We start from the raw sequence: 13,473 nt of genomic DNA, 5'->3' as shown, positions 1-13,473 counted from the left end.
GCTCAAACTACAAGCCATCCTTGAAGGCTATGAATTGGCTAAGTCTCTTGAATCAGACTTGTGATCAAGAGACAGCTCTTAGGGGGCTTTTTCTGACTAATGATTGATGGTACCAAATTTGCCTTGTTGGTAATCCCTGACCGCCTGACGTAATTCTTCCTGAGTATTCATGACAAAGGGGCCCATGTGCGCAATTTTCTCCTTGATAGGATTGCCTTTAAAAAGCAATAACCCGGCACCGTCTTCACCGGTTTCAATGCTGTTAACTTCACTGGCATTAAGGCTCACAAACTCACCTTCCGTAGCTCCCCAAATACTGCCCTGATAAAGATAAGCCCCCAAAAATCCGGCCTGTTTGGCATCGATATTCAACACGGAGTTTGGCTTGAGTTGCAAATCCGCAATCGCACTATCAGCCGCCAGATCTGCCATTGGACTATCATAGCTTTCACCATTTAGCTGCCAACGCCCCGCCAGTATTTTCACTATCCCTTGTGACAGGCTAAATTCTGGAACCGGGATGTCGCTACTGTCCTGGTAACGGGCCGGACGTAACTTGTCTTTTGCCGGCATGTTCAGCCAAATCTGAAAGCCGTGCATACCTTCTTTACTATCTGCCAGTGGCATCTCCGAGTGGATTACCCCATAACCGGTACTCATCCACTGCACGTCTCCGGCTTTGATTGCCTTTTTGTTGCCCATCTGGTCCTGGTGTTCAAAGCCACCTTTCAAAATATAAGTAAAGGTTTCAATGCCCCGGTGAGGGTGAGGCGGAAATCCGCCAATGAAATCCTGCTCATCATCGGACTTGAGCTCATCAATCATTAAGAATGGATCAAAAGCTAAAAAGTTAAAATCCGCCACGCGTCTTATATTGACGCCATCACCATCCTGAGTAGGCTGTGCAGGACGTTTTGAGAGTATATGCATAATCGAATCTCCTGAATAAGATAACGACTATTATCCATCAATTTAAATAACAAAAAAGCGCATAAAATGCGCCTTTTCATTCAATTTAATAGAACTATAACCAGAGTGTGTTGATCTTTTCTGTACAATTTTGCCGCAGTCAACATGCTCTAGCCAGATGTCAGTAGTTTAATGGCCAAAGCAATCAGGATTAGTCCCATTACCCGGTCAAACCAGTGGCTATTGTCGCCAATAAACGCCCTGACCTTTTTTGAGCTCAGCACGTACGACAAAAACGAAAACCAGATGCCGGTAGCCAGCGTCATATACAGGCCATATACCGCCTTTACCGCCATCGGTGTATCGGCACTAACGATAACGGCGTAAAGTGACAGGAAAAATAAGGTGGCCTTTGGGTTCAGGCCGTTGGTTAAAAAGCCGGTCCAGAACGCTTTTTTATCGGAGATTGTAACACCGTCAACAACCGCCTCGGGATCCTCGGCGGGCGGTGCTGGTTGGCTCCGCAAACCCTGTACCCCTATCCAGATTAAATAGCCCGCTGCTGCGTAACTGAACAGAGTAAACAACCAGGGCGTGGTTTTAATTAAAATACCAATCCCCGCCAGTGAATATGCGACATGTAACAGTATCGCAAAACCAACGCCAATACTGGTGATCACACCGGCCCGGCGTCCGTAGCTCACGCTGTTTTTTAATACCACGGCAAAATCCGGTCCTGGACTGGCGACAGCGACCAAATGCGCGATTGCGATAGTGAGGAATTCGAGCCAATAGCTCTGCAATAGATCCATGTGATTATTATCCTTTATAGGGTATCGAGAAACTTTGGCACCAGTTCAGAAGCCAGACCGTAATATTGCTGCTCAAACTCTGAACCCACCGCGCTGGGTTCCAGATTGATTTCCACCGTCTGGCACCCATAGCTGGCCGCCTGTGCAACAAAACCCGCAGCCGGATAGACGTGGCCGGAAGTGCCTATTGCGATAAACAAGTCAGCCTGATACAAGGCCTCCTGAATTTCATCCATGTAATAAGGCATCTCACCAAACCAGACTATATCGGGTCTCATGCGCCTGGCGGGATAACAACATTTGCAGCCGTTGCTTTGATCCAGGTTTTGCGTCCAGTGTTGTGACTTTCCGGTTTTACAGCATTTTGCCGAGAGCAATTCTCCGTGCATATGTAACACGTTTTTGCTGCCTGCCTGTTCATGCAAATTATCGACATTCTGCGTGACCACTAGCAGATTTTTACCCAGTTTCTTTTCTAATTTCGCCAGTGCCAGATGCGCCGCATTGGGTTTGACTTCTGGCGACTGCAATTGTGCCCTGCGCAGGTTGTAAAAGCGATACACCAGATCAGGATTGACGGCGAACGCTTCGGGTGTTGCCACCTCTTCGACACGGTGGTCTTCCCACAATCCATTGTTATCTCGAAATGTCTTTAGACCCGACTCGGCAGATATTCCTGCGCCGGTTAATACGACAACTTTGCCCATATTCTTTATTACTCGTTCTTCAAAGTTGAGGTTCTGACAAACTTTATGTTACATATTGAATTATTGAATCAGGTAACGCTCATCAGGAACAGGCATTTGAACAACACTTTGCCCTTTTTGCAACGAATTGAACAAAACTACAGTGAATTACCACCAAGTGCCCGAGAAATCGCCACCTTTTTACAAAATGACCCTTTGCTGGTACTGAAATTATCTACCAATGATATTGCTAAGGCTTGCAACACCTCAAAAGCAACCGTCAGCCGTTTTTTTCGGCAACTAGGCTATAAAAACCATTTAGTGGTTAAGCAGGAACTCCGTACACAAGGGCAACCAATCGCCTCTAATCACAGTGATAAACAATTTCTGGAAGGTGAATACCAGCGCATCAAAGCAGCCTGGGAATACCTGCAACGCTATGGCATTGAACAAATAGCAGATGCGATATGCCATGCTGACAGGATCAGTATTTTTGGTTATCGCAATAGTTATCCCATGGCCATGCATTTTCAGCGGCAGCTATTGCAACTCAGAGACAGAGTGAGATTACTGCCACAACCAGGCCAAACTATCAGTGAAGAATTGCAAGGAATAGTCAAAGGTGAAGTGGCGATTGTGGTGGGCTTCAGACGTCGTCCCAGGGTATTCAAATCGCTGCTGGGCGAGCTAAAGAAATGCACCAGTATTATTTTGTTGACTGACAGTACCGGACAAATTTACAAAGATGACGTCGATCATCTGCTGGTGTGTTCATTGGGCGAAGAATTAGCGATGGACAGTTACGCCGCACCAATGAGTATGATATCTATGCTATGCCATGCGGTGTACAACACACTTGGCGAGCAAGCAACACAGCGAAGCTCCGCGATTTCTGAAGGGTATAAATCACTGGGTGAATTGGAAGATATCTAACAAAGTCCGCATTCTTTCCTGACCAAACGGTCAACACAAATGAAACATTTGTTTCATGTAAAAATACATTTGAAACTAAGCCGTTTTTGGTCTATGGTTAAAGCATGGGTTACGAATTATTCCGCATTCTTCTGCTAAGTACCCTATTCTATTAACTTTCTGTTTCAGTAGTTATATTCGGACAGAATCTGATGACCTCATCAGTGTGATAAGGCCCTTATCCGCAATCAGGTCAACGCACTCAACAAATCGTACCTTTGTAACTTACATTGATAATGTGAATATGGAAAACAAAACCGATCCCTTTATATTTCGGGCAACTAATACCGCTGACATGCCCATTTCTGCGCAAGACGGGCCTTTGCATGGGCTCACGTTGGCCGTTAAAGATCTGTTCCATATCAACGGTTTAACCACAGGTGCGGGAAATCCAGACTGGCTTAAAACACACCCGCCAGCCACAGCCACCAGTTCTGTTGTTACCCGATTATTAACCGCTGGTACGCAGTTTTTGGGCAAGACACTAACTGATGAACTGGCCTATAGTTTAAATGGCCAAAACTTTCATTATGGTACGCCCCTAAACTACAAAGCAATCGAACGTTTACCTGGCGGCTCATCAAGTGGTTCAGCTGCTGCCGTCGCCAGCGGCGAAGCTGACATTGGTTTAGGCACAGATACCGGCGGTTCTGTCAGAGTACCTGCTTCTTATAATGGGTTGTATGGCTTGCGACCAACTCATGGCGTAGTGGCAACAGATAACATGGTGGCACTGGCACCTGGCTTTGATACCGTGGGCTGGTTGACCCGTGACCTGAAAACCATGAATAAGGTGGCCCGTGTGCTGCTACCTGAAGGCACAGTATCCTCACCGGCAAAGATTCATTTCAGCACGGAACTTAATCATTTGGTTTACCATGGCAAGACAATCGATAATCTGGTCGAAAACCACACTGACATGAACTTCACCCCCTGTGCGTTTTCCACCAGTCTGTTAGCTAAAGCCAGTGACGCATTTCGGGTTTTGCAGGGCAGAGAAATCTGGCAACAGCACGGAGAATGGATAACTAAACACAACCCTAATTTTGCTCCGGATATTAAACAAAGACTCAACTGGTGTGCAGGTTTAACTGAAGAACAACAATACATTGCTCAGGGTTATCAACAGGAAGTCAATCAGACGATGGCAGCCTATTTAGAAGACAATCACTTTTTGTTAGTACCCACGACGCCGGGACCTGCTCCCTTGTTAAAAACCAGTGCTGAAGATCTGGTGCAGTACCGAAATCACCTCTTAGGGCTTACCGCGCTTGCAGGTCTGGGCGGGCTACCGCAACTACATATACCATTAGATACCGGAACTGAAGCGCCTCTGGGTTTTTCGCTTATTGGTCCAGGGGGCACAGATTTGGCATTAATAGAGCACGCTTTTAAACTTACAGGAGAAACTCCTTGATCGGTTTTACTGCACCACACTATGCCGCCGCAGAAGCCGGCACTGAAGTTTTACAAAACGGCGGTACAGCCATTGAGGCGATGGTGGCTGCTGCGGCGACTATTGCAGTGGTTTATCCCCATATGAATGGGCTCGGCGGTGATGGCTTCTGGTTGATCAGTGAACCCGGCAAGCCCCCTGTTGCCATCGATGCCTGCGGCACTGCATGCCGAAGCGCGTCGCCTGTGTTCTATCAGGGGCTGGCACAGATCCCGTCCAGAGGACCTGGCGCCGCTCTGACTATGGCAGGTGCTGTTGCCGGATGGCAACAAGCACTCAATATCAGTGCGCAATGGCAAACCCCACAGCCTCTGGCTGAACTTCTGCAAAACGCGGTTAATCATGCTCAGACAGGCATCGAAGTTACGCAAAGTTTGCAAGACGCCAGTCTAAAAACTCAGCAAGAATTTCAAGGTTTTGATGCGTTCCGACAAGTCTTTAGCAACAATGGTGCAATTTTAGAAAAAGGCCAAAAGCTGCAGCTAAAACAATTAGGGAATACGTTGCACTATTTAGGTGAACAGGGCCTGCAATCTTTTTATCAGGGTGACATTGCCCAAAGCCTGGCGAATGATCTGGCGGCTGTAGGATCACCAGTCAGTCTGGCAGATTTTCAGGCTTACCAGGCTAATCAGGTAACGCCACTGAGTGTAAAAACCACAAAAGCGACCCTCTACAATCTTCCGGCACCAACTCAGGGCCTGGCGTCATTAATGATTTTGGCGCTCTTTGACAAAGTTCAGCATCTGGCACAATCAGAGGCAGATGTTATCCACCTGCTTATAGAATGTACTAAACAGGCATTTATTGTGCGCAATAACACAATCGCCGATCCCTCCCGGCTTACGGCTCCACAATCCAGTTGGTTGACAACAGCAACCCTGGACGAACTGGCAGCCAATATTTCAGTGAGTACCGCCCTGCCCTGGCCACACGAAGCCAGACCGGGAGATACCGTCTGGATGGGCTGCTGTGATAATCAGGGGCGCATGGTCAGTTATATACAAAGTTTGTATTGGGAATTTGGTAGCGGTATCGTTTCCCCGTCTACCGGAATTGTCTGGAATAATCGTGGCACGTCTTTTTCATTGGCGCCTCAATCCCTGCAGTATTTACAGCCCGGATTAAAACCGTTTCACACCCTGAATCCAGCCTATGCACAGTTCCACAATGGTGACAGAATGGTTTACGGCACGATGGGTGGCGAAGGTCAGCCACAAACCCAGGCTGCCCTGTTAAGTCGATTTGCTTATCTGGGCAAGTCATTGCAGGACGCCGTGACAGAACCTAGATGGTTGTTAGGCAGAACCTGGGGAGATGTCAGCCACAACTTAAAAATCGAAGAAAACCTAAGTCCCCAATTTAAGCAAGCTTTGCAGGATAAAGGACATGACATTGCTGTTGTGCAGGCGCTCAACGAGATGATGGGCCATGCCGGAGCAGTACACCTGTCAACATCACAGCAAATTACGGCTGTTACTGATCCCCGCAGTGACGGCAAAGGTATCGCACAAGAGGTATTAGCATCATAATGGAATTGTTACTGGATAACTGGACAACAGTGGCCGCTCTGATGGTCACGGGTGTATTTGCAGGCCTGCTGGCGGGCCTGTTGGGTGTTGGTGGTGGTATCGTTATCGTACCGGTACTTTATTTTTTGTTTCAGAGCTTTGGCGTTTCAGCTGAAACAGCCATGATTGTCGCCACAGCGACTTCGTTAGCCACCATCATTCCAACCTCGGTGAGTTCCATCAAAGCGCATCGCAAAAAAGGCAATGTGGATAGCAGCCTGCTCAAAGCTTGGTGGCCCTACATATTAATAGGTGTTTTGGCCGGAAGCTTCCTGGTTACCCGCATTTCCGGCCATTGGTTTACGCTGCTATTCGGGGTAATTGCCACACTGTCAGCGCTGAATATGTTGTTTCGCACTAATCAGTCGCATATCGCCGAGTCCCTGCCGGGAAAAGCCGGGCAAAGTCTTATGGCCAGCGCCATCGGTTTTTTCAGCTCTATGGTAGGTATCGGCGGTGGCACCCTGTCAGTGCCAATGCTGACAGCCTGTAAATACCCGGCCCATAAAGCCGTTGGTACAGCAGCGGCGATCGGCCTGTTAATCTCTTTACCCGGCGCAACGACGATGTTGCTGTTGGGCCAAACACCGGTTGACGCACCACCAGGCACCTTTGGGCTGGTCAATCTGATTGGATTTGCCTGCATAGTGCCATTAACCGTTTTGTTTGCCCCGCTTGGCGCACACCTGGGCAGTAAATTAGACAGTGTGATGTTGAAGAAAGTGTTTGCCATTGTGCTGTGCATTACCGGCGTCAGGATGCTGGCTCAGCTGGTAATGTGACCTATGACGTTGCTATTTTCCAAATTTAAGGTGAGTAATGAAAAGACTTAATCCTCCTCCCAGATTACTAATGGGACCAGGGCCTATCAATTGCTATCCCAGGGTGCTTTCGGCCATGTCTACGCAGTTAATTGGTCAATACGATCCGGTTATGACTGGCTATATGAATGAAGTAATGCAACTTTACCGGCAGGTATTTAACACCGAAAACACCGCAACCTTGTTGATTGACGGCACCTCCCGGGCCGGGATAGAAGCAGTTTTAGTCTCCTGCATTGAGCCCGGTGACAAAGTACTCGTGCCTGTGTTTGGTCGCTTCGGACACCTGTTACAGGAAATCGCTGAACGCGCAGGTGCTGAGGTACACACCATTGAAGTCCCATGGGGTCGGGTATTTAGCCCTGATCAGGTTGAAGATGCCATTAAAAAGATACGTCCAAAAGTACTGGCTATGGTACAGGGTGATACATCAACAACCATGTTACAGCCACTACAACAGCTCGGCGAAATTTGTCGTCGTTATGATGTGTTGTTTTATTCTGATGCAACCGCTTCAATCGGTGGCAACCCGTTTGAAACCGACCAATGGCAATTGGATGCCGTTTCAGTGGGCTTGCAAAAATGCCTCGGCGGTCCTTCCGGTTCAGCGCCTATTACTCTGAGTGAGCGCTATGTAGAGCTGGTGCGAAAAAGGCACCATGTGGAAGCCGGTATTCGCAGCGAACACCATGAAAATGGCAGCGCGAGCCGAATCAGATCCAATTATTTTGACATTCCGATGATCCTTGATTATTGGGGAGAAGAGCGCCTCAACCACCATACAGAAGCCACTTCAATGCTGTACTGCGCAAGAGAGTGTGCCATTAACCTATTGGAAGAAGGCCAGGCGAACTGCATAGCGCGCCATGCGCTTCATGGCAATGCCATGGCCCAGGGCGCCTCAGGATTAAACCTGAGGTTGTTTGGCGATCAGAAACACAAAATGAACAATGTTGTCGGCGTCTACATTCCGGAAAATGTAAATGGCGAGCAAATTCGCAGTCAGTTGCTAAACGATTTTAATATTGAAATTGGCACCAGCTTTGGTCCATTGCATGGCAAAATCTGGCGTCTCGGCACTATGGGTTACAACGCCCGTAAAGACGCTGTGTTACACACGCTGCAATCACTGGAAACCGTGTTGAGAAGAGCTGGTCATAAACTGTCACCAGGTGAAGCCATCGACAACGCTCTGGAGGTATATCAAAGTGCATAATCGCCCCCAAACGCCAGACTTTAGTGGTTACGCGGAGCAGGTGTTTAACCGTTGTGACGCCCTGGCGCTCCACAGCCAGTCCTATGAAGGCATGGACCGGCGCTACCTCACCCCGGAGCACAGCATGGCCAACCTTCAGGTGGCGCAATGGATGACGGCTGCCGGTATGGAAACCTGGGTAGATCAGGCCGGAAACCAATGGGGCCGCTATAAAAGTGCTACCCCTGATGCAAAATCATTCGTTATGGGAAGTCACATTGACACAGTACCTAATGGCGGTATTTACGACGGAATTTTAGGCATTGTTCTGCCCATTTCCCTAATCCAGTATCTGTCGGACAACAAGGTAAAGCTGCCTTATCATCTGGAAATTGTTGCGTTTGGTGACGAGGAAGGTACGCGTTTTGGTACAACCTTGCTAGGTAGCCGCGCGATTACCGGTTTATGGCAACAACAATGGGCCGGGCTTGTGGATGCTCAGGGTATCAGCATTGAAGAAGCGCTAAGTAACTTTGGTTGTGAGTTTAGCCAAATTCAGGACGCATCCCGACTTAAGGATAAACTGTTGGGTTTTCTGGAAACCCATATCGAACAAGGCCCGGTGTTGGAAGCGGAAGACCTGCCAGTAGGCACAGTGTCGGGCATTGCCGGCGCTAAACGCTTCAAACTGAACATCAAGGGTCACGCAGGCCATGCCGGTACCGTACCTATGACCATGCGTGCTGACGCGCTGGTTGCCGCTGCAGAAATGATTCAGGTAGTAGAAGAAGTTGCAACGGAACTTGGTGTGGTTGCCACCGTCGGTAAAATTGCCAATTATCCAAATGCCGTCAACGTTATTCCCGGTGACGTGGAGTTTACACTGGATATCCGCAGCGAAATCGACAGCAGACGGGATACCGTACTGGAAATCCTGCAACAAGTTTTAGGCCAGGTAGCCGAAAAACGCAAAGTGACGCTGGACTGGAAAATGACTCACAGCGCCAATGCCGTTGCCTGTGATCCCAAATTGCAGCATCTGGTATCCAACAGTATCAGCGCAGCCGGATATCGACAATTTACCTTGCCATCCGGTGCGGGTCACGATGCTATGGCTATTGCTGATATTTGTCCGGTGGGTATGTTATTTGTACGCTGTGAAAAAGGCATCAGTCACCATCCGGCAGAATCAGTGATGGTAGATGACATCGAAGCCGCCCTGAAAGTCCTCAATAACTTTGTACGCTTTTATCAAAACCAGTATCAGGAAGAAAATCAGGTGTCGCTATCTTCACCGGATCTTTGTGCTTAACGGGACACTATCAATGTCCCGAACCGGATTCCACCGCGGTTAGCTTCTCTTCTTTTACGCCTAGCCAACATACGGCAGAAATAGCCAGGCACACCGCGCAGATGATAAACAACACGTTTTTGTCCTCGGCGTTGCCCACTATTAAGCCAACGCCAAGACTGGCCACCAGTTGTGGTAACACTACAGATAAGTTAAACAGGCCCATATACAGTCCCATTTTAGATTGTTCGACCTTGCGCGACATAATGGCAAAAGGCAAACTGATAGTGGCTGACCAGCCCACCCCAAGTAACGCCATCAACAGGTATATTCCATAGGTGTTGGCCCCGGTAAAGGTCATTGCAAAATAGCCCACAGCCATGGACGCGATGCACCAGCCATGCGTTTTGACAGCCCCAAACCTGGCCGACAGCGGCTGTAACAACAGTACCGGTAATATTGCGGCAATGGCATTGAAGATCATGAAACTGTAACCGACGACAGATCCCAACGCATTGTCATCAATCTCAGGTTGGTTAAAGCGCACAAATGGTGTCATATAGATAAACATGGACTGAATACCCACCCAGGTAAATGAATGAGCTGCCAGGACCTTTTGAAAGCCCAGGTGTTCAGTAACATTGTTGTCGTGCTGTTCTTTGGTTAACAGTGTTTTGGCGACAAAAAACAGGGTCAACAGGAAACACACGATTTCGATGTAATAGTGTTCGAAACGAATATCAGCCAACCTGGCAAATAAGGCATACATGCCATAAATCAGGAATCCCCATAAGGGCTGAATTACTTTCAATCCCGCTAAAAACCCCATTTTGGATTGCTCCAACTCAGGATGTAACTCAGATTTCAGTTCTTTCGGCTCGGTAATAAACAAATTGGGAATAACCGAAAAGGCCAGCACCAGAAACACACTAAAATAAATGAGCGCAAAATTATTCCAAAAGGCGCCAATCGCATAAGCCAGGACACCAAAACTACCTGAAACTGTCTGCATCCAGGTGTAGCCTTTAGTGCGCTCTTCCCCTTCAGGGGTAACGTCTGCAATGATACTGCGGGTGGGATTAAAGCTAACATTAATCGATAGATCCAATACCAGAGCCACGGTGATAGCCACACCGACTATCCCCTCAACACCCAGAGAGCTGGAAATAACATCAATATTGGGCAAAGCCAGCAAGCTCAACGCCGCCAGTACCCCGCCAATCAGAATAAAAGGCCGTCTTCTGCCGCCCCAGAACCACACATTATCGCTGATAGCCCCAACAATAACCTGTCCGATAATGCCGGCTAATGGTCCGGCAGCCCATACAAAACCGATATCGTGTACATCCAGACCAAATTGAGTCTGCAGTATCCAACTCATTGCCGCGATCTGTACCGATAAGGCAAATCCCATTGCCGTCGCGGGTAAACTCAGGATGGCGTAAAAACGATTAGACAGGTTTTTCTGAATATTTAACATGTGTGATAATTTTTTTTGATTTGGCTTATTGAAGCACTTTTCGAACGTTGTTGTAATAGATAGCGTATTTGCATACGTTTGCAAACTAACATTTTCTTAACATCCTGTATTTCTGACTGTTTTTTGTCCAGCAAAAACAGCCCTTGTGGTGATTTAATCAACCACAAACAACTGGTTAGACATCCGACCTGTTATCTGCAATACTCTTCTCAAATTCAAGAACACAGGCTTTTTTATGCAGCCGGATGATTATATTCAACTCATTAAAGACGCAGATGACCTGGCGCAATTGCAATTAACCGTGCCCGGAGATTGGGCACAGGGTCGCACCGTTTTTGGCGGGCTTTCTGCGGGTCTTCTTTACCAGGTATTAAAATGCCTGGTTCCTTCTGAGCGGGTATTGCGCAGCATCACCTTTAATTTTGTCGGGCCTCTGAATACCGAAGAGCCGTTTGGCTTCAACTGGCAAATATTACGACAGGGCAAGAATGCCACGCAGATTACCGCTAATATCATACAAAACCAACAAATAAGCCTGACTGCTTTGGCCTGTTTTGCACAGGACAGACAGTCTAAAGTTAAAGTAGAGGCAGAAAAGAAGCCGCTACCGGAGCCACCTAAAAAGGCTAAATACATACCGCAGATCCCAGGCATTACCCCTAAATTTTTACGCCACATTGACCTTTCGATCTCTGAGGGAAAAACGCCCTTTACCGGCAGTAAATCGTCAAGTTACAAGGGCTGGATGAGACTGAAAAAGGCACCGGAAACCTTTACCGATGCCCACATTTTAACGCTCATTGATGCATGGCCACCAACCATATTGCAAATGCCGTTGGGCCCTGCCCCTGCCAGTACGATGAGCTGGAATGTTGAGTTTGTGCACCCGCACAAACCATTGGCTCCGGAAGACTGGTTAGCCTATGAAGCACACACTGTCCAGGCGTTTGGGGGTTACGGTCACTCCGAAGCGCAAATTCATGACAAAGACGGCGAATTAGTTGCCATCAGCAGACAGCTAATTGCCATATTCGATCAAAAATAATGTCAGGCCGTCTACTCAGACGGCCTGTTTATTAGTGACCCGGTGCCTGGCCTTCGAATGTTCCCTTAACCAGCGGCTCCCCATTGCGCAGCATACAGCGGCCTTTGGCATAAACCTGTTTAATCGCTAACGTTGACTTTTCTGCCAATACAAAATCGGCATCACACCCCACCGCTATGCGTCCTTTGTGTTTTAGTTTTAATACCCTGGCCGGATTGAGTGTCACGGAACTAATCGCATCCGCAATACTGACGCCATAGTCCAGTACGGCAGACTGAAATGCTTCATAAAGGCTTTGAACCCGCCCTACTTCGAGTCCCACTAATTCACCATCCGCATCAAACACCGGTAAACTGGCATTGCCATCAGAACTCATGGTCATTTGCGCTACCGACACCCCAGCATCCAGGCTATCTGCCAAAGCTTTTGCAGCCGGAATTTCACCTTCATCAATGAATTTTTGGTTTGTGCTGGAAGTAAAATCGATATAGCCACCCTGCATTGCCCACTTAATTCCCGCATCCAACAAGCCCGCGCTACGATTAATGTGAGTAGGATAAAATTGCGTAACAGGTAAATCAGATTGCTCAACCACCTGGTGTAAAACATCCAGCCGGGTTTCGCTGTCGCCAACATGAATACTGACTATACCGGCTTTTCCGGCAAGCATACCGCCCACTCTCGCTTCAGATGCCACGCGTTTAATTTCATCAACACTGGGTTGTGATGAGCGATGATCGGCAATCGCGACTTCACCAATACCGATGATTTTGTCAATCAAAATGACATCATCGGTCACATTGTTCAGCAGCGTTCGTGCCGGCAGTTGATAAGATCCGGTGTAGCAGTAGCTACTGATCCCCTCAGATTCCAGGGCGTGTGCTTTGGCCAACAAATCGGGCAAGGTTCGCGTCGTGGCATCAGTCCCCAGTGCCCCGACAACCGTTGTCACTCCGCCTGTCGTTGCATCCGTGAGATTCATTTGTGGGGTACGGGTGTGAAACCCGCCTTCGCCACCGCCCCCGGAAATGTGCACCAGAGAATCAACGAGCCCGGGAAACATGAGTTTTCCACGACCATCAATAATTGTCATGAGATCCTCAGGTACCGACATTTTTTCCGCCAGATTATTCGCAATTGCGGCGATTCTGCGGTCAGCGATTAATACATCCACTTCGCCCATTTCTGTCGGAGAATACAACTCTACATTTGTGATCAGTGTAAACATTAAAAAT

At 48.1% G+C, this 13,473-nt stretch carries 12 protein-coding genes; 7 read left to right on the top strand and 5 right to left on the bottom strand.

What is annotated here, in order from left to right; all coding sequences use genetic code 11:
• Positions 1-96: 96 nt before the first annotated feature.
• The 3 genes from AC0J20_RS09085 to cobB all read right to left on the bottom strand — a co-directional run bounded on the left by AC0J20_RS09085 (position 97) and on the right by cobB (position 2,428).
• Positions 97-930, bottom strand: coding sequence for a pirin family protein (locus AC0J20_RS09085; RefSeq protein ID WP_473021432.1), 834 nt, complete (start codon positions 928-930; stop codon positions 97-99).
• 149 nt (positions 931-1,079) lie between these two features.
• Positions 1,080-1,721, bottom strand: a complete 642-nt coding sequence (locus AC0J20_RS09080) for a LysE family translocator (protein ID WP_473021431.1) — start codon at positions 1,719-1,721, stop codon at positions 1,080-1,082.
• Positions 1,722-1,735: 14 nt separating this feature from the next.
• Positions 1,736-2,428, bottom strand: coding sequence for a Sir2 family NAD+-dependent deacetylase (gene cobB / locus AC0J20_RS09075; RefSeq protein ID WP_473021430.1), 693 nt, complete (start codon positions 2,426-2,428; stop codon positions 1,736-1,738).
• Positions 2,429-2,524: 96 nt separating this feature from the next.
• Here cobB and AC0J20_RS09070 point away from each other — a divergent pair, with 96 nt between their 5' ends.
• The 6 genes from AC0J20_RS09070 to AC0J20_RS09045 all read left to right on the top strand — a co-directional run bounded on the left by AC0J20_RS09070 (position 2,525) and on the right by AC0J20_RS09045 (position 9,734).
• Entirely contained in the window at positions 2,525-3,340 is an 816-nt protein-coding gene (locus AC0J20_RS09070) for a MurR/RpiR family transcriptional regulator (RefSeq protein ID WP_229527223.1), read from the top strand.
• A 283-nt stretch (positions 3,341-3,623) separates the two neighbouring features.
• The gene (locus tag AC0J20_RS09065) at positions 3,624-4,796 is read left to right on the top strand and encodes an amidase (protein WP_473021429.1); all 1,173 of its coding nucleotides are present in this window, start codon (positions 3,624-3,626) and stop codon (positions 4,794-4,796) included.
• Positions 4,793-6,367 carry a gamma-glutamyltransferase family protein gene (locus AC0J20_RS09060; RefSeq protein WP_473021428.1) on the top strand — a complete coding sequence of 525 codons (1,575 nt, stop codon included), beginning with the start codon at positions 4,793-4,795 and terminating at the stop codon, positions 6,365-6,367. The genes AC0J20_RS09065 and AC0J20_RS09060 overlap by 4 nt, the downstream gene beginning before the upstream one ends.
• Entirely contained in the window at positions 6,367-7,188 is an 822-nt protein-coding gene (locus tag AC0J20_RS09055; protein ID WP_473021427.1) for a sulfite exporter TauE/SafE family protein, read from the top strand. The genes AC0J20_RS09060 and AC0J20_RS09055 overlap by 1 nt, the downstream gene beginning before the upstream one ends.
• A 37-nt stretch (positions 7,189-7,225) precedes the next feature.
• Positions 7,226-8,443: a pyridoxal-phosphate-dependent aminotransferase family protein gene (locus AC0J20_RS09050; protein ID WP_473021426.1), complete on the top strand. Its 1,218-nt coding sequence runs from the start codon at positions 7,226-7,228 to the stop codon at positions 8,441-8,443.
• The gene (locus AC0J20_RS09045) at positions 8,436-9,734 is read left to right on the top strand and encodes an allantoate amidohydrolase (RefSeq protein WP_229527218.1); all 1,299 of its coding nucleotides are present in this window, start codon (positions 8,436-8,438) and stop codon (positions 9,732-9,734) included. Before AC0J20_RS09050 ends, AC0J20_RS09045 begins: the two co-directional genes overlap by 8 nt.
• A 10-nt stretch (positions 9,735-9,744) precedes the next feature.
• Here AC0J20_RS09045 and AC0J20_RS09040 read toward each other — a convergent pair whose 3' ends face one another.
• The gene (locus AC0J20_RS09040) at positions 9,745-11,193 is read right to left on the bottom strand and encodes an MFS transporter (protein ID WP_473021425.1); all 1,449 of its coding nucleotides are present in this window, start codon (positions 11,191-11,193) and stop codon (positions 9,745-9,747) included.
• A gap of 235 nt (positions 11,194-11,428) precedes the next feature.
• Here AC0J20_RS09040 and AC0J20_RS09035 point away from each other — a divergent pair, with 235 nt between their 5' ends.
• A complete protein-coding gene (locus AC0J20_RS09035) occupies positions 11,429-12,238 on the top strand; it encodes a thioesterase family protein (protein WP_473021424.1) in 810 nt (269 codons plus the stop codon).
• Positions 12,239-12,269: 31 nt separating this feature from the next.
• Here the strand turns inward: AC0J20_RS09035 and iadA are convergent, their stop codons facing one another.
• Positions 12,270-13,466 (bottom strand): beta-aspartyl-peptidase, encoded by a 1,197-nt coding sequence (iadA, locus tag AC0J20_RS09030; RefSeq protein ID WP_473021423.1) that lies wholly within the window; start codon positions 13,464-13,466, stop codon positions 12,270-12,272.
• Positions 13,467-13,473: the final 7 nt, after the last annotated feature.

This window comes from Planctobacterium sp. R6 (assembly GCF_055755215.1).
Note: the sequence above shows the minus strand (reverse complement) of the source record. Positions and strands in the feature narration are given on the sequence as shown.